A 21,789-nucleotide genomic window follows, 5' to 3' on the forward strand; every position below is an offset into this window, starting at 1 on the left:
GTCGCATCGGGGGGGGCGAGAACCCCGGTAGCGCAGGATCACGGGATGCGACGAACTACACTCGTGTGCCATGACGACACCGCTGGTCCCAGGTCGGCTCTCCCCACCACGTTCGGTTCCGGCGCGGATTCCGCGCCCGGAGTACGTCGGCAAGAAGCATCCGATCGAGGGTGTGTTGGGTGATGTCCAGACCCCGGAGACCATCGAGGCGATGCGGGTGGCCGGCCGGGTCGCGGCCCAGGCGCTGCGGGCCGTCGGTGAGGCTGTCGCCCCCGGGGTGACCACCGACGAGCTGGACCGGGTCGGGCACGACTTCCTCGTCGCCCACGACGCCTATCCGAGCCCCCTCGGCTACAAGGGCTTCCCCAAGTCGGTCTGCACCTCCATCAACGAGGTCATCTGCCACGGGATCCCCGACGACACTCCGCTGCGGGACGGCGACATCGTGAACGTCGACGTGACCGCGTTCCTCGGTGGTGTCCACGGCGACACCAACGCCACGTTCCTCGTGGGCGAGGTGGACGAGGAGTCGCGACTGCTGGTCGAGCGCACCGAGGAGGCCCTGAACCGGGCGATCAAGGCGTGCCGTCCGGGGCGACAGGTCAACGTCATCGGGCGCGTCATCGAGTCCTACGCCAAGCGGTTCGGCTACGGCGTGGTCCAGAGCTTCACCGGACACGGCGTCGGCCCGGAGTTCCACTCGGGGCTGGTCATCCCACACTATGACGACCCCATGGCGACCGCCGTGATGGAGCCGGGCATGACCTTCACCATCGAGCCCATGATCACCCTGGGCACGATCGACTTCGACCTGTGGGACGACGGGTGGACCGCCGTCACCAAGGACCACCGGCGCACGGCGCAGTTCGAACACACGTTGGTCATCACCGACACCGGCGCGGAGACCCTGACGCTCCCGTGAGTGCCCCGGTCGAGGGTCTGGTGCGCCCCCACCGGCTACGGGCCGGGGACCGGGTGGCGGTGGTCGCGCCGTCCGGCCCCGTGGTGGCGGAGCGGTTGGCGGCGGGGCGGGAGATCCTGGAGTCGTGGGGGCTGCGGGTCGAGGTCGCCCCGCACGTGCTCGACACCCACCCCCGCCTGGGTTACCTGGCCGGTAGCGATCACGACCGTGCCGCGGACCTGCAGCGCGCCTGGTTGGACCCCTCCATCTCGGCCGTCCTGTGCGCCCGCGGCGGCTACGGGGCCCAGCGGATGATCGACCTGTTGGACTGGCCCGCCATGCGCGGGGTACCCCCCAAGGTCTTCGCCGGTTTCAGCGACATCACCGCTTTGCACGAGGCGTTCGCCGAGGAACTCGGTATCGTCACGCTGCACGCGCCCATGGTGGCCTCGTCCGCCTTCATCGAGGACGGGGTCACCGCGGACGGGCTGCGCCGCGCCCTGTTCGAACCGGAGCGCGCCACCGTGCTGAGCGCCCCCAGCGCGCGACCGGTCGCCTCCGGCCGCGCCATCGGCGTGACGATCGGCGGCTGTCTGGCGCTGCTGGCGGACGGGCGCGGCGCCGCGTCGACCCGACCCTCCGCCGCCGGCACGCTCCTCATGTTGGAGGACGTCGGTGAGGAGACCTACCAGTTGGACCGGATGCTGACCTCGCTGTCGCGTTCGGGCTGGTTGGCGGGCGTCGCGGGGATCGCGTTGGGTTCGTGGCACGAGTGCACGCCCGACCTGGAGGCGGTTCGGCTGGTGATGGAGGACCGGCTGGGTGACCTCGGAGTCCCGGTGCTGTGGGAGTTGGGCTTCGGGCACGGGCCACGTTCCCTCACCGTGCCGTTGGGTCTCCCGGCCGAGCTGGACGCCGACGCCGGGACCGTGACATACGCCATGCCGCCACTCGTCTGACCTAGATCTGGCCGGCGTCCCCCCACACAGCGAACGGATCCGTGGGCTCCGGGTGACGAAAAATGTGGCATAGTGCGACAGATCCTGGAACGGGTTGAACCGCGCGGTGCGTCATAGTCGCTGCGCTTCCCCCATCCCGCGCCCCGCAGGCGTGACGGATACGCACAATTCCAACCGGACACCATCACAACGCACGGAGCTGCAATGAACACGCCCCCTATCCCCCGAGTCGCGCGCAGGGTCGCCCTGGCCACCGCGGCGGGCACCACGGCACTCGCTCTCTCCGGCTGTGGCATCATCCAGGAGCTCGCCGGTGGCGGCGGGGACGACGTCTTCGATCTGCAGGTGGGGGACTGTCTCGCTGACACGATCGGGACCGAGGTCTCCTCAGTCGAGACGCTTGACTGCAACGAGCCGCACTACTACGAGGTCTACTCGTCGATCATCATGGAGGACGGCGCGTTCCCCGGTGACTCCGCGGTTTCCACCACGGCGGAGGACGAGTGCGTCGCCGACTTCGAGAGCTTCATCGGCGTGGAGTACGCCTACTCGGAGATCTGGATGGAGAGCCTCCGTCCGACACAGGAGACCTGGGACAACATGGACGACCGTGAGATCCTGTGCATGGTCTACGACCCCGACGGCGACACGATCGGGACGCTGGCCAACGCCAACCGTTAGGCAATCCCGGGCGGGGCTCTCGTGTCCCCGCCCGTCCTCCCCGTAATCCACCCCCTCGCCCCCCGCCGGCCTGACCGTGAAAGAGCGACGTTTCCGCGATGATGGGTCACACGCACGCGCTCAGCGGCGCCGCCGGTTGGATGGCACTCGTCCCGGTGCTGGACGGCCAGGAGTTCCTCGGGGCGACCTTCTCGCTCGGGCCGGGCGAGATCGTCGCGGGGGCGTTGGTGTGTGCGGGGGCCGCGCTGCTGCCCGACATCGACCACCACAACTCCACGGTCACGCAGACCTACGGGTTCGTGACCAAGTTGATCAGCCGGGTCACCAACTGGGTCTTCGGTGGACACCGCAACGGGACCCACTCTCTGTTCTTCGCCGTGCTCATGGGGGCCGGCGCGCACGCGCTCGGGGTGTACAGCCCGCTGGCGGCCCAGTTCCTGGTGTTCCTGCTGATCGGTCTGGCCCTGCGGGGTCTCGGTCTCGGCGTGCCAAAGAACCAGGTCGCCTCGGAGATCATCAACGCGTTGATCACCGGGGGGATCGTCCTCGCCCTGTTCGTCTCCGGTGTGGACTACGGCTGGTTGGGTGTCGTCGTCGCGTTGGGGTGTCTGCTCCACTTCGTCGGGGACATGCTGACCCACATGGGGTGCCCACTGTTCTGGCCGGTGAGCACGACCCGGGTGGGGCAGAGCTTCGGGTTCACCACCAACGGCAAAGTGGAGCGTCTGCTCGTGACGCCGGTGCTCACCATCGCCGTGGTGCTCTACTCCATCTACCTGTTTCCGTGGCCCCAGCTCCTGGACGACGTGGTCTGACCGACGGCGTCCGTCGTGCCTGCGCCCGTCGTCCGACGCTCCCCAGTAGGGTCGCCTCATGACGCGCACCAATCTCGGTCTGACCCCCGCACTGCAGGACTACGTCGAACAGCACTCCACCTCACCCGACGCGTTGTTGGTGGACCTCGCCGAGGAGACGCGTCGCCGGTTCCCCCAGCACCAGAGCATGCAGATCGGGGCCGACCAGGGCACGTTGATGACGATGCTCGCCCGGATGGTGTTGGCGCGAAACGCCGTGGAGGTGGGGACCTTCACGGGGTACTCGTCGATCTGCACCGCGCGCGGTCTCACCGCCGACGGGCGTCTTCTGGCCTGCGACGTCAACGAGGAGTGGACCGGCCTCGCCCGCGAGTACTGGCGGCGGGCCGAGCTCACCGACCAGATCGAGCTGCGGCTCGCCCCGGCGCTGGAGACCCTGCGCGCGCTCCCGCCCGACCCTGTGATCGACTTCTCCTTCATCGACGCAGACAAGCAGGGCTACGTGGACTACTGGGAGGAACTCGTGCCCCGGACCCGTCCCGGCGGGCTGCTCCTGGCCGACAACACCCTGTCCTACGGTCGCGTGGTCGATGACGCGGAGGCCTCGTCGCAGGTCCAGGGCATTCGCGACTTCAACGCCCGCGCGGTCCGCGACGATCGGGTGGAGCTGGTGCTGCTGCCCGTCGGCGACGGGCTGACCCTCGCGCGGCGCCTGGGCTGACGCCCCCGCGGCGTCACGCCGTGGCCCCACACGCGACCCCGGGTCGACCCCCCACGCGGCGATGGCACAATAGCGGGGTGAGTGTGCTGGTCATAGTTCTGGGTCTTGCCGTTGTCGGTGCCGTCATGGCGGCCGCGCTCCTCGGCGGGACATTGCTCCGCGCCGGGGAGCGCGGGAAGGTCATGCGTGTGGGCCGGGTCGTGGCGACCCTCGCCCTCGTCGTCGGCGTGCCGACGACCGCGGCCGTCGCGGTGCTGCGCTCGGCCCCTGACCCACTGTTCCTGCAGGTCTACGGGGCCGCGCTGCTGGTCGTCGTGGCTATCCTCGGCGTGAACGTGGCGCTCCCGACCGTGGCCGCACGGCGTTCCGGTGGCAAGAGCGCGACCACGGTCCCGCTGTCTCCCGCCGCGCTGAGTGTGGGTCTGCTGTGCGGGGCGTTGGTCGCGCTCCTGTGCTCAGGTGTCGCCGTCGCCGTGGTTCCCGTCGCCTGATCCTCCGGCCGCACCGGACTCGGCGACGGGTTCCCTGCTGGAGCTGTCCGCCGCGGGGGTTGGAGCCTGCCCGCGTGCCCGCCGGTCCAGGCGGGCGAGGTAGTCGTTGTAGGCGTCCAGGTCGGCGTCGTCGGAACCGCCGCGGCGGCTGTGGCGTTGGCGCCGGCGTTCGACGCGTTCGTCGTCACGGATCCACTGGTAGAGCACGGCGAACAGACACAGCACCGTGGGGATCTCGCCCATCGCCCACGCGATGCCGCCGCCGGTCTGCTGATCCTCCAGGACCGCCTCCGAGTAGCTCACGCCCTCGCTGAGCAGCCACGGCACTTCGAACGCCCCGTACCACTGCATGGCGATCGGTTCGCCGATGCTCATGATCCCGATGCCGAAGAATGCGTGCAGACCCATCGTGAGCAGGAGCAGGAGCACCCGCAGCGGGTGGGGCATGGATCGCGGCAGGGGGTCGACGCCGATGAGGATCCAGTAGAAGAGGTAGCCCACGATGATGAAGTGCAGGCTCATGAACATGTGCCCGGCCATGCTGAGCATGAGGGTGCCGAACAGTGGGGTGAAGTACAGCGCGTAGGTGCTGACCACGAACAGTGGGACGACGACGCCCGGGTGGGTCATGAAGTGGGCGAGCTTGCTGTTGAGCAGCAGGGTCAGCCACTCGCGAGGGCCGCGGTCGCCCCGGATCTTGGCGGGGTGCAACGCCCGGAGCGCGAGCGTCGCGGGACCACCGAGGACGAGGAGGATCGGCGTCAGCATGGACAGCACCATGTGCTGCATCATGTGCACGCTGAACAGGACCATCGCGTAGGTGCCCACGCCGGTCAGCTTGACGGCCACGATGCTGAGCAAGCCGAGGAACCACGCGGCGGTGCGCCCCCAGGACCAGTGGTCGCCGCGGCGCCGCAGCCGTACGACGGCCGCCGCGTAGAGGCCGCCGAGGACCAGTACGAGCAGGAAGTAGAAGAGGTCCGGGCGCCACAGCGTCAGCAGGGTCTCCGCTGACATGGGCGGTGGCATCTCGAAGCCGAGGAGTTCCCGGGCCGGGTCGTAGGGGAGGTCGTACTCCGGAGGGCTGGTCCGACTCAACGCCACCGAGATGCCGAGGACCGTACCCATCAGGATGATCTCGCCGCCGGCGAGTCGCGCGAAGGCGCGGCGACCGCCCTCGGCGAGGCGGGGCAGCACCGACGAACGGTGCAGCCAGCCCAGGTAACCGAGAACACCGAAAAGCACGATCTTGACGATGATCAGGTGGACGTAGGGGGAGTTGAGGAGCTCCACCAGGACGGCCTGGTTGACGAAGCCGTCCGAGGCGGCGAAGAGGTCCCCGAGTGTGGGCAGGTTCGCGATGGTGGTCGCCACCCCACTGACCCCGACGCCGATGTAGGCCCACAGGGCGATCGCGCTGAACCGGTTGGCGGCGATCGGCCCCGTCTTCCTGTCCCACTGGGTGGCGTGCCAGCAGAGTGCGGCGAGGCCGCCGATCCAGACGGTGATCGCGACGACGTGCAGCGCGACGCCGGTGATGGCCATCTCGTGGTTCGGTGAGGAGGCGGAGTGGCCGGTGAGGGGTGGCGGCAGCAGGCCGACCACGGACAGCGCCACCAGGCCGAGGGCTCCGCCTGGCGACTCCACCGTTCGTGCCAACAGGGCCACCGCGGTCGCGACCAGCACCACGACCATGAGCGCGATGCCCTGGCTCGTCGATCCGGCGTAGCTGGTGAGCTGGTCACCGATCACCTCGGAGGGGGGCAGACCGAGGACGTCGGAGAGCTGGAAGACGAGCGTGGCGCCGCCGGCGACGGCCCAGACGATCGCGCACCAGGACGCCGCCCGGACGTAGCCCACGGCCCGAGGGGACAGGGCACCCTTGTTCAGGGGCAGCATGACGACGGCGAGGAGCAGCAGCCCGAGGGTGAGCGCGGCGGCGATGTTCAGCGCCGTCTTGGTCACCGGCAGGCCCCAGCGGGTGAGCATTCCCGCGTCGGGGAGCCCCGGGACCAGTGGCGCGGTGGCGACTCCCCCGGCGAAGAGGGCACCGATCAGCCCCGCCAGGCAGGCCACGCCGGCGGCGACGGCCACGACCACGCCGCGACGTCGGGGCCCCGTCGGACGTTCCTCGGTCTGGGAACCGTCGGAGGTGCTGAGGGAAGCCACGAACTCTCCACTGAGTTGGGAAACGGATCATCGTCCACGTTGGTCGACCCGCCGAGGAGCCCACACGGCCAGGTCGGGCCGGATGTCCAGCACGGATCGCCACAGCGACGCGAGGTTCGGCCCCAGCCTAACCAACTACTACAACGTGTCGGATCCGGCTCCCGGACCAGAGGCGGCCCGTCGTCTGGCGCGTCGGGTCGCCGGCCGCCACAGTAGAGGGGTCCAAGGCCGCGTCAACGAGGACGTGGCCCCTCTCACAAGGAGGAACACAGTGCGTGTTGGCGTACCCAAGGAAGTGAAGAACCACGAGTACAGGGTCGCGACAACTCCGGCTGGAGTGCATGAGCTCGTCCGTGACGGCCACGAGGTCGTGGTCCAGGAGGGCGCCGGTGCGGGCTCCTCGATTCCCGACACGGAGTACGTGTCGGCGGGCGCTCGGGTCGTGCCGGACGCCGCGACGGTCTGGGAGTCCAGCGATCTGGTGTGGAAGGTGAAGGAGCCGGTCGCCTCCGAGTTCGCGCTCATGCGCGAAGGTCAGCTCCTCTTCACCTACCTGCACCTCGCGGCCTCGAAGGAGTGCACCCAGGCGCTGCTGGAGCACAAGGTCACCGCTGTCGCCTACGAGACGGTGCAGACCGCGGACGGCGGACTGCCGTTGCTCGCCCCCATGTCGGAGATCGCCGGCCGGCTCGCGCCACAGGCGGGGGCACAGACGCTGCTCAGTGTGGACGGCGGGCGGGGTGTCCTGATGGGGGGTGTCCCCGGAGTTCGCCCGGCCCAGGTCACGATCCTGGGAGCGGGTGTGGCGGGCCTGAACGCGGCGCGCGTGGCCCTCGGAATGGGCGCCGAGGTCACCCTCCTGGACGTGAGCACGCCGAAGCTGCGTCACGCCGACGAGCTGTTCCAGGGCCGCGTACGTACTCTGGCCTCCAACACCTACTCGGTGGAGAGCACCGTCCTGGAGTCCGATCTGGTGATCGGCGCGGTCCTGCTGCCCGGCGCGAAGGCCCCGACCTTGGTCTCCAACGAACTGGTCTCGCGGATGCGCCCCGGGTCGGTACTGGTCGACATCGCCGTCGACCAGGGTGGCTGCTTCGCGGACACTCGCCCCACCACTTACGACGCCCCCTCCTATCCCGTGCGCGGATCGTTGTTCTACTGCGTGGCCAACATGCCCGGAGCCGTCCCGCACACCTCGACCCACGCCCTCACCAAGGACACGTTGCCCTTCGCCCACGCCCTCGCCGACCGCGGGTGGCGCCACGCGATGGCCGAGGACCCCCGGCTCGCCCGCGGACTGAACACCCACGCGGGTGTCGTGACCAACACCGCCGTGGCCGAGGCACACGGCCTGCCCGCCATGTCCGTCGCCGAGGCCCTCACCGAGGGCTGACACCGACACACCGAACGTGGGCCCCGACCGACTGGTGGGGAGGAGGTGACGGGTCCCCTCGCGCCCGCTGGTCGTCTATCCGCGCACCGCTACTGACCAGGTGACCCACACGACGACGCGCCCAGCCCCCACACCCGCCCCCGTGTTGGAGATGACCGAATCGGCCTCAGGCACTCACCCCGCTCCCCCCGCCAGCGCGAGTCGACCAACGACCCCACCGCGTCCCCCGACGAAGCCCCAGCGCACCCCCACCTTCCGACCCCGAGGGCGCCGCGTCCCGGCGAGGCGGCCCGTGGGCCTTCCCGTCCCTCGCCGAGGGCCGACACCCACACCGAACGTGGGCCCCCACCCCCGGCGCCCCCGCGGTGTACGTGAGCGAATCGGCCTCGGGACTCACCCCGCTCCCCCGGCCACCGCGTCCACCGACGAAGTCCCAGCGGACCTCCTACGGTTGCCTCCCGCCACCACCGCCTGGCGAGGTGGCCCGTCAACCTTCCTTCTTGGTCGTCACTGCGACGCACCGGGGCCGGGTGCTGGCTGTCCCGTGTGGACACCGGGACGCGGTGGACCCACGCGGGGCCGCGCGCACCTCACCACCGCCAGGAGCACGAGCCCCATCGAGGGGTCGCCACTCCCGACGCCCTGTCCGAGGGGTCGGCCGGTCGTGGGCTGGCACGCGACGAACGCTCCAGCCCGGCGCCCCGCGCGGAGGGAAATACTGCTGGGTAGGAGGTAACGTCTAATAGCGAAGGATCTTGGTCGCGCACCGCACTCCCGGAGTTGGAGGCCTGCCCGTGGCACGCACAGAGTCCCAAGGGACGCTCACGCGCCTCGCGGCGGTCCAGGTGAGCCGCGTCCGCGTCCCGGACTCCGCGCGGCAGCGGCAGGACCACATCCTGGTGCGAGTCGAGGACGATCTGGGGCGGACGGGCTGGGGCGAGGTCCCGCGGGCGAGTGGCGCGGAGGGTGACGAGCTCTGGGACCACCTGGTGGGGCGGTTCGTTCCAACGCTGCTGAGTCACTCCTGGCAGCGCCCCACCGAGGTGCCCGACCTGTTCCGTCCACTGCCGTTCGTGCCCGCGGTCCAGGGCGCGTTGGACAGCGCCTGCTGGGACCTGTGGGCGCGCCGCAGGGGAACCCCGCTGGCACACGCCCTGGGCGGCACCCGCACCGCCATCACCGCCGGGGTCACGGTCCGCCAGTTCGCCAGCCCCGAGGCGACGGTGAGCGAGGTCAACCGGCAGGTCGGCGCGGGGATCCGTCGGGTCCGGCTGGACGTGGCGCCCGGTCGGGACGTCGACGTCGTGCGGGCCGTACGCACGGCCTACCCGTTCCTGGCGCTCCAGGTGCACTGCGGTGGCCGCTACCAGGGGGCCGAACACCTGGAGAGCCTACGCGTCCTGGACACCTTCGACCTGCTGGCGATCGAGGACCCCTACGGAACCGATCTGGCCGCCCACGCGGAGCTGCGCCGCGAGCTGCGCACACCGCTCGCGCTGGGGGCCGCCATCGACTCCCTGGAGGCGTTGGAGGCGGCGGTGCGAGCGGAGGCGGCCAACGCCGTCAACCTGTCCATCTCCCGGGTGGGTGGGTTGACGCCGGCCCGCCGCATCCACGACCGTGCGCGCGACGCCAGTTGGGACGTGTGGTGCGGGTCCGACGACGAGACGGGTCTCGGCCGATCGATGACCGTCGCTCTCGCCTCCCTCCCAGGGGTGACCCTGCCGAGCGACATGCCCGGCGCCGGCACTCGCCGCTCCCCCGCCCTCACGCTGGTGGAGCCCGCGGTGCGGGTCCACGACGGTGTCGTGGGCGTACCGTTGACGCGTCCGGGCTCGGGGCACGAGATCGACCTGGACGCGCTGCGTCGCATGACCGTCACCCAGACGACGCTGCGCGCCTGAGTACTCCCCCGTTGGGCGTACGCTCTTGCCCGACCGCCGGAATTGCCCGATGATCTAGGCGGACGCCGCAGGCCGGGGAGAGTGCCGTATTGACGCTGTATGAGGTGCAGGCTCGCAAGTGGGAGAACGGCTGGGAGCTCCGTGTCGACGGGGCGGGACAGACGTGGTCCCCGTCGCTGGACGACGCCGAGGCTCGGGTGCGTGAGCACATCCAGTCCGCGGGAGCGTCGAAGGGCGCTGTGCACGTCACGCTGGTGCCGCGCGTGGACGACGACACCGACCGTCTCGCCCTGGAGGCGCGACGGGCCGTCGCCGCCGCCGACGAGGCCACTCGGGACGCGGTGAGCAAGACGCGTGACGCCGTGCAGGGGATGAGCGCGGCCGGGCTGCCGCCCAACGACATCGCCCGGATCCTGGAGATCTCGCCCGGCCGGTTGGCGGAGCTGACCGCGGAGAGCGCGCCGGACGGCCGGGACGAACCCCGGTTGCCGCAGCGTCGCCGGCGGCAGTGACCCAGAAGGTACGCCGGGGGAGAACGGCGCCGGCGCCGGTGGTGATTCGGAGCGGGTTCGCGACGCCGGCACGATAAGACCTGGTCGGCGGGCATCTGGCTGATAGCTTGCCCCTCAGGGCGGGACGGTTGTCCCGCCGGGAACTCTTGTGCTCTCGATGCCTAGATCGGACGGTACGAACATGTCCGCGTACTCGCTCCCGGACCTGCCGTATGACTACAGTGCGCTGGAGCCGCACATCTCCGGCGAGATCATGGAGCTGCACCACGACAAGCACCACGCGACCTACGTCAAGGGTGCCAACGACGCACTGGACCAGCTCGCGGAGGCCCGGGCCAACAACAGCCTGGGCTACGTGAACCAACTGGAGAAGAACCTGGCGTTCAACCTCGCCGGGCACGTGAACCACACGGTGTTCTGGCCGAACATGTCGCCGGACGGCGGGGGCCGGCCCGGCGGCGAGCTGGCGGCGGCGATCGAGGAGTTCTTCGGCTCCTTCGAGGCGTTCCAGGCCCAGTTCGCGGCCGTCGCCACAGGGATCCAGGGATCGGGGTGGTCGATCCTGGCCTGGGACACGTTGGGGCAGCGGCTCAACATCCACCAGCTCTACGACCACCAGGGCAACCTGCCGGCGGGGCTCTACCCCCTGCTGCTGCTGGACATGTGGGAGCACGCCTTCTACCTGCAGTACCGCAACGTCAAGGCCGACTACGTCAAGGCGTGGTGGAACGTCGTCAACTGGGCGGACGTACAGCGCCGCTTCCAGGACGCGCGCGGGGTACAGCTTCGCTGACGCCGCGGGTGCGAGTCGCGCCCAGCGCCCTGGGGCGCTGGGCGAGCCCCTCCCCTTGTCCGCCGACGCGCGGCGGGGCCGGTGAGAGAATCCGGGCCGCGTAGGACCACCTAGCTCGGCGCCCGGTCGCCGACGAGGGCCACGGCCTCCTGGATGGAGTCGACCACGGGGAACCCGGTCCGTCGCAGACGTTCCCGGTCCATCAGGCCCGTCGTGACGAGCACCGCCTGTGCGCCGGCCTCGGCCGCCGCCCGCGCGTCGTCGTCGATGTCGCCGATCAGTACCGCGGTCTTCGGGTCCACCTCCTGCCCGCGCAGGTGATGGATCAGGTGCTCGGCCTTGGAGTCGCGCTCGGTGTCGAACCTGCGCCCGTCCACCCGCGTGAAATAGGACCGCAGCTCCCACTCCTCGATCATCGCCCGCACGTGGTCGTGGCCCGCCATGGACAGCAGGGACTGCGTCCACCCCTCGGACTGCCACCCCCGGAGCACGTGCGGCGCACCGTCGGTGAGGCCGCAGGACGCCAGGTGCTTGATGTAGTGGGTGTGGTAGATGTCGTTGACCGTCTCCCATTTGTGGGGGGAGAGGCTGGTGCCCAGAAGCTCCTCGTAGCAGTCGATCAGGGGGCGGCGGAACATACCTCGCCAGTGGTCGAGGGTGACCCGCTCGACTCCGAACGCGGCGCAGACCTCGTTCAGCGCGGCGAGGTTGGCGTCGTTGTCGGCGAGGAGCGTGCCGTTCCAGTCCCAGATAATGTGTCGTGTCGCCGTGCGATCACTCGACGTAGTCGCGAAGTCATCCACGGACAGTAGCCTACGCGTCCGCAGTGGGCGAACTATCAGACGGCACGTCAAATCGGACACAAAATACCCGGGTGGGGTATAGTGAGCGGGACGACGATATCCAACGGGGCGGGAGTCGACGATGACGACCTACGGCTACCACGACAACAAGCAGCGCCACCTCAACCGGCTCCGCCGAATCGAGGGCCAGGTGCGCGGCCTCCAGCGCATGGTCGAGGAGGACTCCTACTGCATCGACATCCTTACGCAGACCTCAGCGGTGAACAAGGCCCTACGCGCCGTCGCCCTGGAGCTCTTGGACGAACACCTGCGTCACTGTGTGTCCGACGCTCTGGCCAGCGGCAATGACGCGGAGGGCAAGGTACAGGAAGCCAGCGACGCCATCGCTCGGCTGGTGCGCTCCTGACCACCTTGGGCCACACCGCCATGGAACCTCACCCCGAGATCCACCTATGACCCGATCATAGCGCTACGCGCACCCCCGGGCTGGTTTGTGCGGCTGGGTTAGATTGCTGTGCGTGAACGACCAGCGTACAGAGCTACCCAACCGCCGGGCGGCCGCTCTGGAGCGGTCACTCAGAGTGCCCGTCCTTGTCGCCGCGATCCTCTCGGTCCCCGCAGTACTGTGTGCCCAGTTGGCCACGGGCACCGTGGCCTACGCCGGCTCGGTGGTCAACCTCGTGTCCGGGCTGGTGCTGTGGGCCGAGTGGATCCTGCTGATCCTGCTGGCCGAGAACAAGCGGGCCTGGCTGCGTGACCACGCGTGGGCGGGCGGCGTCGCGCTGGCGACCGTGCCGTCGGTGGCGCTGCTGCTGGGGCCGGTGCAGATCCTGCGGGTGGTGCTCGCGGTGATGGCGCTACCCATCACCCGCCTCACCCGGATCACCGAAGCCGGGACCGTGATCCCACGTCGGATGGGCCTCTCCGGGGCCTGGCGCGCCACCATCGTGACCGCCGCGATCGCCGTGACGGCCGTCGTGGCCGTCCTCCTTCTTACCGACCCGCACTCCGACAGCCGCGTCCTGTGGCGGATGATCATCGATGGGTGGGACCCGTGGCGGCTGCTGCTGAGCGCGGCCCTCATCACCGGTGCTGGCGCTGCCCTGACGGGGTACTACTGGCGTCGCTCGCGAACCCCCTGAGCGGCGCGGTGGCCGCCTCCTGACGCACCTGCTCCGCGGTGAGGTACTGGTCGCGGGCGTCGTCGTCGGCGAAGGAGTCCACCGAGTTCAGCGCGAACCCGAGCCGCGACACCTCGCCCCCCAGCAGGTAGCGGATCGCCCAGTTGGCCGCGACCCGGGCACGTGCCGGGCCGGAGGGCAGCGAGATGAGGTGCTGGGCGCGTGTCACGGCCAAGCCAGGCAGACCGCTCAGCTCGAACCCGAACGGGCGCGCCACCGCGTCCTTCCCACTGAGGTCGACGACGAGGCCGAGGTCGCGGTGGTGGAAGTCGGTGAGGGGCTCCCCACGCAGCGAGGCGATCACGTTGTCGGCGGCGACGGGTCCCTGACGGGTGGCGACCTGCGCGGTGGGCGGGCACGCCGCGTGGTCCTCGTGCGCCGAAAGGTCGGGAACCGCGGCACTGTCGCCGATCGCGAGGATCTCGGGGTGTCCCGGCACCGAGAGGTCCGCGCGGACCTTCAATTTGCCGCGGTCGGTGGGCAGGCCGGTCGCCTCCATGAGCGGGCTGGGGGCGACGCCCGCGGTCCAGATGAGGGTGCGGCAGGGCAGGGTCCGGCCGTCGGTGAGTGTGACCTCGCGTTCGGTGATGTTGCTGACGCTCACGCCGAGCTCGACGTTCACCCCCCGCTTGCGCAGGACGGCCATCGCCCGGTTTCCCAGATCCTCGCCGAGTTCGGGCAGCAGTCGGGGCGCGATGTCGATGAGGTGCCAGTCGATGTTCGGGGCGATATCGGGATAGCGTCGCGCCGCCTCGGAGCACAGCAGTGCCATGGTGGCGGCCGTCTCCACCCCCGAGTACCCGCCGCCGACGACGATGAAGCGGCACCGCTCCTCTCGTTCGCGCGGGTCGTGGGAGGCGTCGGAGAGTTCCAGTTGGGCGAGCGCGTGGTCGCGCAGGTACACCGCCTCGGCGAGGTTCTTGTTCCCGTGGCCATAGGCGGTGAGCCCGGGGATGTCCAACGCGCGGGTCATACTGCCCGGGGCGAGCACCAGCCGGTCGTAGCCGACGGCGGTGGTCTCTCCGGCGATCGTCCGTACGAGCACCATCTGCGACGCGGCGTCCACGCCGACGGCCTTGCCGGGCACGATTCGGGTGCGGGACAGGCGCCGATACAGCGACACCGCGATGGACTGCGGGGTCACCAGCCCGGACGCCACCTGCGGCAGCAGCGGCTGGTACAGCATGTAGTCGTCGGGCGTGATGAGGGTGATGTCGGCCGGCGTCCGCTGGCCGAGTCGTTGTTCGAGCCGCCGCAGTGTGGTGAAGCCGGCGAACCCGCCACCCACGACGACGATGTGTGGCCGCACGATCGCACCCCCGTATGGCCGGACGTCTTCTGTGCCAGGGGTGCCCCACCAGCCCCTGGGTAAACGTTGGCACCGGTCGCGGACCGCGTGGCAGCGGCCGTGCTCAGGCCTCCCGGGCGGTGTCGGCGAGCAACGCGGCGCGGCCCATCGCGCGCAGGAGGGGCGCCATGGACTCCCGTGGCACCTGGCCTGTGCTGTGTGGTGTGGAGTTGAGCAGACCGAACACCCCGTGCACGGCGACGCGTAGTTCCGCGGGGTTCGCCCCGGGGCGCAGCGCCGCGAGGATCGCGACCCACTGTTCGATGTAGTCGCGCTGCAACCGTCGAATCTGGTGCCGGTCGGGGTCGGGGACGTTGCGCAACTCCCGGTCGTGCACCGTGATCAGTGCCGACTCGGCGAGGGCGAAGTCGACGTGGCCGCGCAGCAACGCGTCCAGGGCAGCGGTGGCGTCGGGGGCGTTGGCGACACGCAGGCGGGCCCCAGCGGCGAGACGTTCGCTGACGTCCAACAGCATGGCCGACAACACCGCCTCCTTGCTGGTGAAGTGCCGGTAGAGCGCGGGGCCGGTCGTCCCGACCGCCCTGCCGAGTTCCTCTATGGTCACACCATGGAATCCGTGCGCCGCGAACAATCGGGCCGCGGCCCGCAGAATTGCGATACGGCGGGATTCGGTGTGGGGGGTGGGGCTCCCCACTCTCTGCGACATTCACGGTCCTTCCTGTGTCGCCTGGCGCCCTGGACACCGATAGTAGGCGCTACTACCATCGCGATGAGTTAATGGACATTAACGAAGGGGTTAGATGACCGGCTCCCCTACTCTCGGTTCCTCGGTGGATTCCACGGCGAGCGCGTTCGCGCGATACGCCGAGGAAAACCGCGCGCTGGCCGCCCAGCTTCGACAGCGGGTGACGACGCCGCGCTCGGCGGATCGGAACGCGCACGCACGAAACACACAGATCGGGGCAAACTACTCCCCCGGGAGCGTGTCGACACCCTGCTCGACCGGGGTTCACCCTTCTTGGAGCTGTCTCCGCTGGCCGGATACGGACTGTACGGAGACGACGGCCAGGACGCCCCCGGCGCCGGGATCATCACCGGTGTCGGTCGTGTCGCTGGCCGAGAGGTCATGGTGGTCGCCAACGACGCGACCGTCAAGGGGGGAAGCTACTTCCCGATGACGGTGAAGAAGCACCTGCGTGCCCAGGAGGTGGCACTGCACAACCACCTCCCGTGCGTCTATCTCGTGGACTCCGGTGGCGCCTTCCTCCCCATGCAGGACGACGTGTTTCCCGACCGAGAGCACTTCGGACGGATCTTCTACAACCAGGCCACGATGTCGGCGCGAGGCATCCCCCAGATCGCCGCCGTCCTGGGCTCCTGCACCGCCGGTGGCGCCTACGTGCCCGCCATGAGCGACGAGGCGGTCATCGTGCGCGAGCAGGGCACGATCTTCCTGGGCGGCCCGCCCCTGGTGAAGGCCGCGACAGGGGAGGAGGTGACGGCCGAGGAGCTCGGTGGCGGCGACCTCCACTCGCGGGTCTCCGGCGTGACCGACCACCTGGCCGACGACGACGCCCACGCGCTGGAGATCGTGCGGGACATCGCGGGCACCCTGGCACCCCCCGACGCGCCCGCCTGGGACGTCGGCTCCCCCTGCCCACCGGCGCTCGACCCCCAGGACCTGTACGGCATCGTCCCCACGGACACCCGCACGCCCTACGACGTCCGCGAGGTCATCGCCCGCGTCGTGGACGCCAGTGAGTTCACCGAGTTCAAGGCCGAGTACGGGACGACCCTCGTCACCGGTTTCGCGCGTGTCTGGGGCCACCCGGTCGGGATCGTCGCCAACAACGGGATCCTGTTCAGCGAGGCCGCGCTGAAGGGGGCTCACTTCATCCAGCTCTGTGACCGGCGTCGGATCCCCTTGGTGTTCCTGCAGAACATCTCCGGGTTCATGGTGGGCCGGGACTACGAGGCGGGCGGCATCGCCAAGAACGGCGCGAAGATGGTGACCGCCGTGTCCTGCGCGCGTGTCCCCAAGTTCACCGTGGTGATCGGTGGGTCCTTCGGGGCCGGGAACTACAGCATGTGCGGGCGGGCGTACTCACCGCGGTTCCTTTGGATGTGGCCCAATGCCCGGATCTCGGTCATGGGCGGCGAGCAGGCCGCGTCGGTGCTGGCGACCGTACGCAAGGAGCAGATGTCGGCCCAGGGTGAGGAGTGGCCGGCGGCCGAGGAGGAGGCGTTCAAGGCGCCGATCCGCCAACGCTACGAGGACCAGGGAAACCCCTACTATTCCACCGCGCGGTTGTGGGACGACGGGGTGATCGACCCCGTGGACACCCGCACGGTGCTCGCGCTGGGCCTGGCCACCGCGCGTAACGCCCCCCTGGACGAGATGGGATACGGCGTCTTTCGGATGTGAGACGCGCACGGGACGCTCGCGACCGAGAGCCCCGCCGGGACCGGGGTGGTGCGCCGCGACGACGCACCACGGTCTACGTCAGAACACTCCCTGGCGCACCGCGCCGAGGAACCTGACCCATTCGCCCACGGGCGCGCGCAGCCGCCCGCGCGTGGGGTTCTGGGAGTCACGGACCGCGACGTCGCGATCGTCGCGGGTCCCGGTCCAGATGCCACTCGCGCACTGGACGCAATTGTACTTCGCGCTGTAGCTACTGGTCCGCCACTGGGCGAGCGGATCCTGACTGGACACCAACCACGTCCCTTCACTGTCGAGCGGCCCGCGTGACGCGAAACCACCTCGAGATCATCTGGCGGACAGCAGCGTATCCCGTGTCGTCTGGTGCGGAACCCGGAACAGATGGAAAAGTTGGTCGGTGTTCCCCAGCGCCATTGTGGGTGACGGACGACGGCGCACCGAAGGTAGCCAATATCTTCCACTTCGCCACTATTGCCCACTTTTGTTGGCACGCCTGGACACCGTCGATTAATGACTACTAACATCCGAGTTATCAGCCACGAATGAAGGTCGGTCAGCATGCCAGCAGCGCCCACGGTTCTCGTGGCCAATCGCGGCGAGATCGCGGTCCGTGTCCTCCGCACGCTGCGCCGACTGGGGTGGCGTTCCGTGGCCGTGTACGCCGACGCCGACGTCGCCGCGCGGCACGTGCGCGTCGCCGACACCGCGGAACGGCTCGGCGGCACGGGTCCGGCGCGTGGGTATCTGGACATCGACGCGATCGTGGCCGCGGCCAGGCGCGCCAATGCCTCACTCGTCCACCCCGGGTACGGTTTCCTGTCCGAGAACGCGGACTTCGCGGTGGCCTGCGCCGAGGCGGGCCTCACCTTCGTCGGACCGCCGGCGTCCGCCATCAGCCTCATGGGTGACAAGATCCGCGCCAAGCGGGCGGTGGAGGCCGCCGGAACACCGGTGCTCCCCGGTTTCGCCGAGGAACCCGGACACCCGCTGGAAGGCGTCGAGCTGTCGGCCGCCGCGGCCAAGGTGGGATACCCGCTGTTGCTGAAACCGGCCGCCGGTGGTGGTGGTAAGGGCATGCGCCGCGTGGCCCGGCCCGAGGAGCTCGTCGGTGCCGCCGGCGCCGCGCGTCGGGAGGCGGCGGGTGCGTTCGGCGACACGACGCTGCTCGCCGAACGGTTGGTGGAACCGGCACGCCACGTCGAGGTCCAGATCCTCGCCGACACCGAGGGTCACGTCGTTCACCTCGGGGAACGCGAGTGCAGCCTGCAGCGCCGACACCAGAAGATCGTCGAGGAGGCTCCCTCCCCCGCCGTCGATGAAGAGCTCCGGGTATGGATGGGCGAGGCCGCGGTCGCGGCGGCGAAGGCCTGTGGCTACGTGGGTGCCGGCACGGTGGAGTTCATCGTTCCCACCCACGGCGCGTCGGACGAGTCCGCCCCCGGGAGCGGTGGGACCGACGCCGGGGCCGCCACGGGTCTCACGCGCGCGATCGGTGAGCATCGGTCCGACGCCCCACCCTTCGCGTTCCTGGAGATGAACACGCGCCTCCAGGTCGAACACCCCGTCACCGAGGAGGTCGTGGCCTGGGACGGAGCCCGGGGGGTCGACCTCGTCGAGCTCCAACTACGCGTCGCCCTGGGCGAGCCGCTGCCCTTCGCCCAGGCCGACCTCGGTCGGGTCGGCCACGCCGTCGAGGCCCGTGTGTACGCCGAGGACCCCGCCCGCGGTTTCCTTCCGGCGGGCGGGCGGGTGCTACGGCTGCGGGAACCGGCAGGGGACCACGTGCGGGTCGACTCGGGCCTCGACGTGGGAACGGACATCGGATCGGCCTACGACCCGCTGTTGTCCAAGGTGATCGCGTGGGGAGCCGATCGCGAGGACGCCCTGCGCCGGCTCCACCGTGCCCTGGCCTCCTACACACTGCTCGGCTGCGCCACCAACGTCTCCTTCCTTCGCGCGCTGTTGACGCGCGACGAGGTCCGTGCCGGGGACCTCGATACCGCCCTCGTGGAACGCATAGGCGACGGGCTCGTCACCGCTCCCCCGCCCGTCGTGTTCGCCGCGGCCGCGCTGGACCGCCACCTCTCCCTTCGCCGCGACACCTCCTCCAGCCGGTTCACCACCGCCGACGGCTGGCGCGTCGGCACCCCGGTGGCCACCACGTGGCGGCTCACCGTCGCCGGGGGTGAGCCCGTCGTGGTCCGCACCCGACCGTTGGACGACACGGTCACCCTCGACCGCTTCGAGGTCGCCGTCGGGGCGGACGCACCCTCCGTCGCCACCGTCTGGCGCGGCGAGGACGACGAGGAACTCCACCTGGAGTTCGACGGCGTCCGACACACCTTTGTCCGCGCCGCGCTGGACGGTGAGCTCTGGCTCGGCCGCGACGGTGCGAGCTGGCAGGTCAAGGAGGAGGCGCGTGTCTCCCCCCTGCGGCGCGGCTCGCGCCCCGTGGATCCCACGGTGCGCAGCCCCATGCCCGGAACCGTGATCAGTGTGGAGGTCGAGGCCGGGCAACACGTATCGGAGGGCGAGACCCTCGCCGTCGTCGAGGCGATGAAGATGGAGCACGCGATCCCGAGCCCGATCTCCGGCACCGTCTCCCGACTCGAGGCTCGCCACGGGCAGACGGTCGCGATGGACGCCGTCCTCGCCGTCGTCACCGCCGACGAGCCCGCCCCGTGAACCAGTGGCCCGTCGCCGCGACCACCGCGTCGGCGTGGCCGCCGCGCCATCCGTCACCCGCACGTCAAGCAGGGGAGCAGTCATGACCGACCCGCATCTCACACCCGAACTCCGGGAGCTGCGCGCGACCGTCGAGGAATTCGCGCGCACCGAGATCGCGCCCGTGATCGGCGACTTCTACGAGCGAAAGGCCTTCCCGTACGACATCGTCGCCGGGATGGGGCGGATGGGCCTGTTCGGGCTCCCCTTCCCAGAGCAGTACGGCGGCATGGACGGTGACTACTTCGCCCTGTGTGTCGCGCTGGAGGAACTCGCCCGCGTGGACTCCTCCGTGGCGATCACCCTGGAGGCGGGGGTCTCCCTGGGTGCGATGCCGATCTACCGCTTCGGCACGGACGCGCAGCGCGAGCGGTGGCTGCCGCGCCTGTGCGCCGGTACCGGCCTGGGCGCGTTCGGCCTCACCGAACCGGACTGCGGGACGGACGCCTCCGCGCTGCGCACCACCGCGCACCAGGACGGTGACTCCTGGGTGATCGAGGGCACGAAGGCGTTCATCACCAACTCCGGGACCGACATCACCGACCTGATCACGGTCGCCGCGGTGACCGGGCAGCGCGCGAGCGGGCCGGAGATCTCCACCATCATCGTGCCCAGTGACACCCCCGGGCTGACGGTCGGCCGCGCCTACTCCAAGGTCGGTTGGAACGCCTCCGACACCCACGAGGTCGTGTTGGACGGGTGTCGGGTTCCCGCGGAGAACATGCTCGGCGAACGGGGACGTGGCTACGCCCAGTTCCTGCGCATCCTGGACGAGGGGCGCATCGCCGTCGCGGCCCTGTCCGTCGGGCTCGCCCAGGGTTGCGTCGACGAGAGTCTGCGCTACGCCGCGGAGCGCGAGACCTTCGGGCGGCCCATTGGCGGCTACCAGGCGATCCAGTTCAAGATCGCCGACATGGAGGCGCGCGCCCACACCGCCCGCCTGGCCTACTACGACGCCGCGACCCGCATGCTCGCCGGCGCGCCGTTCAAACGTCAGGCCGCCATCGCCAAACTCGTCGCCGGCGACGCCGCCATGGACAACGCCCGCGACGCCACGCAGATCTTCGGTGGCTACGGCTTCATGAACGAGTCGGCCGTGGGCCGGTTCTACCGCGACGCCAAGATCCTGGAGATCGGCGAGGGAACCAGCGAGGTCCAACGCATGCTGATCGCCCGCGACCTGGGTCTTCCCGACTAGGCACTGGTCGAATGGGCGGATCGCGAAACCGGTTCGGGGATCGAGGCCGCCCCTAGGGTCCCGCCGAAGATCACGGCCCGCTCGTCATGACGGTCGCGACCGCCCGGATCCGGGTGAGCGGGTCGATCATTCGCTCCACGGTGTTCCGGCCTCGGTTGGACAGCCGGTTCAAAGCCGGGGTCCTACCACCCGCCGGCGAAGACGCCGATGCTCCCTTTGGCCGCGTCGTGGGCGCCGGCGCTCGGGGTGGGAGTGGGAGCGGCCCGTTCCGGCGGCCTGGTGAACGCGCGTGGTCGTCGTGATCTCCCGGTGTCGACGGGGTGCGCTCGCCCCGCTCGTGCCGGCGGGCTCCGGACGGAGGGCGACGGGTCCCCCCCCGGGGCGTCCACGCGCGATCCCGTTTTGTCCAGCACGGGCGTTCCCTGGTGGTCCACCGAACCACGCGGGAGGAACCGCACAGGCGCGTATCACGGGGGCACCCCCGGGGCCGGAGCGATCACCACGATCACCGCGGCTCGCCCACCGCCACGGGCGTCCTCCCGTGGCGGCCTCCATGCGAACGCGGAGCCACGACTCTCGACCAGCCCGGTGCGCGGACTTCGACCGACAGGCCCCACCTCACCCATGCACCGCCGTTGAGCAGACACGACCGGACCAAGCCACGCGTTGACACGCGTGGTCACCCACACGCGACGCCAGGCAGACCACGACCCCGACGGGGCTCCGCCACCGTCGTTCAGGCACGTGTGCTTGGCTTCGTGGTCTCAGGCTGGAGCGGGGCGTTGGCGGAGG

19 protein-coding genes and 1 pseudogene are annotated in these 21,789 nt (G+C 70.1%); 15 read left to right on the forward strand and 5 right to left on the reverse strand.

Features of this window, described 5'->3' with window-relative positions; all coding sequences use genetic code 11:
* The first annotated feature begins 70 nt into the window (after positions 1–70).
* The 6 genes from map to J4H86_RS06005 all read left to right on the forward strand — a co-directional run bounded on the left by map (position 71) and on the right by J4H86_RS06005 (position 4,568).
* The gene (map, locus tag J4H86_RS05980) at positions 71–922 is read left to right on the forward strand and encodes a type I methionyl aminopeptidase (protein WP_236542506.1); all 852 of its coding nucleotides are present in this window, start codon (positions 71–73) and stop codon (positions 920–922) included.
* Positions 919–1,860, forward strand: coding sequence for a S66 peptidase family protein (locus tag J4H86_RS05985; RefSeq protein ID WP_236542507.1), 942 nt, complete (start codon positions 919–921; stop codon positions 1,858–1,860). Before map ends, J4H86_RS05985 begins: the two co-directional genes overlap by 4 nt.
* 204 nt (positions 1,861–2,064) lie before the next feature.
* Complete coding sequence (locus J4H86_RS05990; RefSeq protein WP_236542508.1) at positions 2,065–2,541, forward strand: septum formation family protein; 477 nt, start codon at positions 2,065–2,067, stop codon at positions 2,539–2,541.
* A 98-nt stretch (positions 2,542–2,639) separates the two neighbouring features.
* On the forward strand, positions 2,640–3,356 hold the full coding sequence (locus J4H86_RS05995) for a metal-dependent hydrolase (protein WP_236542509.1): 717 nt from the start codon (positions 2,640–2,642) through the stop codon (positions 3,354–3,356).
* A 58-nt stretch (positions 3,357–3,414) separates the two neighbouring features.
* Positions 3,415–4,077, forward strand: coding sequence for an O-methyltransferase (locus tag J4H86_RS06000; protein WP_236542510.1), 663 nt, complete (start codon positions 3,415–3,417; stop codon positions 4,075–4,077).
* A gap of 77 nt (positions 4,078–4,154) precedes the next feature.
* The gene (locus J4H86_RS06005; RefSeq protein WP_236542511.1) at positions 4,155–4,568 is read left to right on the forward strand and encodes a hypothetical protein; all 414 of its coding nucleotides are present in this window, start codon (positions 4,155–4,157) and stop codon (positions 4,566–4,568) included.
* On the opposite strand, the gene J4H86_RS06010 is transcribed toward J4H86_RS06005, so the two are convergent.
* Complete coding sequence (locus J4H86_RS06010) at positions 4,533–6,737, reverse strand: cytochrome c oxidase assembly protein (protein WP_236542512.1); 2,205 nt, start codon at positions 6,735–6,737, stop codon at positions 4,533–4,535. The two genes, J4H86_RS06005 and J4H86_RS06010, sit on opposite strands and share 36 nt — an antisense overlap.
* Before the next feature lie 271 nt (positions 6,738–7,008).
* Between J4H86_RS06010 and ald the strand changes: the two genes are divergently transcribed.
* The 4 genes from ald to J4H86_RS06030 all read left to right on the forward strand — a co-directional run bounded on the left by ald (position 7,009) and on the right by J4H86_RS06030 (position 11,339).
* Positions 7,009–8,130, forward strand: coding sequence for an alanine dehydrogenase (gene ald / locus J4H86_RS06015; protein WP_236542513.1), 1,122 nt, complete (start codon positions 7,009–7,011; stop codon positions 8,128–8,130).
* A 794-nt stretch (positions 8,131–8,924) separates the two neighbouring features.
* A complete protein-coding gene (locus tag J4H86_RS06020; protein ID WP_236542514.1) occupies positions 8,925–10,034 on the forward strand; it encodes an enolase C-terminal domain-like protein in 1,110 nt (369 codons plus the stop codon).
* 89 nt (positions 10,035–10,123) lie between these two features.
* Positions 10,124–10,546, forward strand: a complete 423-nt coding sequence (locus J4H86_RS06025; protein ID WP_236542515.1) for a hypothetical protein — start codon at positions 10,124–10,126, stop codon at positions 10,544–10,546.
* Positions 10,547–10,727: 181 nt separating this feature from the next.
* Entirely contained in the window at positions 10,728–11,339 is a 612-nt protein-coding gene (locus tag J4H86_RS06030; RefSeq protein ID WP_236542516.1) for a superoxide dismutase, read from the forward strand.
* 110 nt (positions 11,340–11,449) lie between these two features.
* On the opposite strand, the gene J4H86_RS06035 is transcribed toward J4H86_RS06030, so the two are convergent.
* Positions 11,450–12,142 (reverse strand): HAD family hydrolase, encoded by a 693-nt coding sequence (locus J4H86_RS06035; RefSeq protein WP_236542517.1) that lies wholly within the window; start codon positions 12,140–12,142, stop codon positions 11,450–11,452.
* 121 nt (positions 12,143–12,263) lie between these two features.
* On the opposite strand from J4H86_RS06035, the gene J4H86_RS06040 reads away from it, so the two are divergent.
* A complete protein-coding gene (locus J4H86_RS06040; protein WP_236542518.1) occupies positions 12,264–12,548 on the forward strand; it encodes a metal-sensitive transcriptional regulator in 285 nt (94 codons plus the stop codon).
* 112 nt (positions 12,549–12,660) lie between these two features.
* The gene (locus tag J4H86_RS06045) at positions 12,661–13,284 is read left to right on the forward strand and encodes a metal-sensitive transcriptional repressor family protein (protein WP_236542519.1); all 624 of its coding nucleotides are present in this window, start codon (positions 12,661–12,663) and stop codon (positions 13,282–13,284) included.
* Here the strand turns inward: J4H86_RS06045 and J4H86_RS06050 are convergent.
* Positions 13,226–14,635 (reverse strand): NAD(P)/FAD-dependent oxidoreductase, encoded by a 1,410-nt coding sequence (locus J4H86_RS06050; protein WP_236543925.1) that lies wholly within the window; start codon positions 14,633–14,635, stop codon positions 13,226–13,228. The two genes, J4H86_RS06045 and J4H86_RS06050, sit on opposite strands and share 59 nt — an antisense overlap.
* 100 nt (positions 14,636–14,735) lie before the next feature.
* Positions 14,736–15,338 carry an SACE_7040 family transcriptional regulator gene (locus J4H86_RS06055; RefSeq protein WP_236542520.1) on the reverse strand — a complete coding sequence of 201 codons (603 nt, stop codon included), beginning with the start codon at positions 15,336–15,338 and terminating at the stop codon, positions 14,736–14,738.
* Positions 15,339–15,432: 94 nt separating this feature from the next.
* Here J4H86_RS06055 and J4H86_RS06060 point away from each other — a divergent pair.
* Positions 15,433–17,057: pseudogene (locus tag J4H86_RS06060) on the forward strand (carboxyl transferase domain-containing protein).
* A gap of 78 nt (positions 17,058–17,135) precedes the next feature.
* Here the strand turns inward: J4H86_RS06060 and J4H86_RS06065 are convergent.
* A complete protein-coding gene (locus tag J4H86_RS06065) occupies positions 17,136–17,348 on the reverse strand; it encodes a DUF397 domain-containing protein (RefSeq protein ID WP_236542521.1) in 213 nt (70 codons plus the stop codon).
* A 285-nt stretch (positions 17,349–17,633) separates the two neighbouring features.
* Between J4H86_RS06065 and J4H86_RS06070 the strand changes: the two genes are divergently transcribed.
* Complete coding sequence (locus tag J4H86_RS06070) at positions 17,634–19,760, forward strand: acetyl/propionyl/methylcrotonyl-CoA carboxylase subunit alpha (protein WP_236542522.1); 2,127 nt, start codon at positions 17,634–17,636, stop codon at positions 19,758–19,760.
* Between the two features lie 82 nt (positions 19,761–19,842).
* Entirely contained in the window at positions 19,843–20,997 is a 1,155-nt protein-coding gene (locus J4H86_RS06075; RefSeq protein WP_236542523.1) for an acyl-CoA dehydrogenase family protein, read from the forward strand.
* The last annotated feature ends 792 nt before the right edge of the window (positions 20,998–21,789 follow it).

Origin of the sequence: Spiractinospora alimapuensis, assembly GCF_018437505.1 — a bacterium.
GTDB lineage: Bacteria > Actinomycetota > Actinomycetes > Streptosporangiales > Streptosporangiaceae > Spiractinospora > Spiractinospora alimapuensis.

Coding starts and splice junctions, on each gene's coding strand:
- map (WP_236542506.1), top strand. CDS start 71: ATGACGACACCGCTGGTCCCAGGTCGGCTCTCCCCACCACGTTCGGTT.
- J4H86_RS05990 (WP_236542508.1), top strand. CDS start 2,065: ATGAACACGCCCCCTATCCCCCGAGTCGCGCGCAGGGTCGCCCTGGCC.
- J4H86_RS05995 (WP_236542509.1), top strand. CDS start 2,640: ATGATGGGTCACACGCACGCGCTCAGCGGCGCCGCCGGTTGGATGGCA.
- J4H86_RS06000 (WP_236542510.1), top strand. CDS start 3,415: ATGACGCGCACCAATCTCGGTCTGACCCCCGCACTGCAGGACTACGTC.
- J4H86_RS06030 (WP_236542516.1), top strand. CDS start 10,728: ATGTCCGCGTACTCGCTCCCGGACCTGCCGTATGACTACAGTGCGCTG.
- J4H86_RS06040 (WP_236542518.1), top strand. CDS start 12,264: ATGACGACCTACGGCTACCACGACAACAAGCAGCGCCACCTCAACCGG.
- J4H86_RS06055 (WP_236542520.1), bottom strand. CDS start 15,338: ATGTCGCAGAGAGTGGGGAGCCCCACCCCCCACACCGAATCCCGCCGT.
- J4H86_RS06070 (WP_236542522.1), top strand. CDS start 17,634: ATGCCAGCAGCGCCCACGGTTCTCGTGGCCAATCGCGGCGAGATCGCG.
- J4H86_RS06075 (WP_236542523.1), top strand. CDS start 19,843: ATGACCGACCCGCATCTCACACCCGAACTCCGGGAGCTGCGCGCGACC.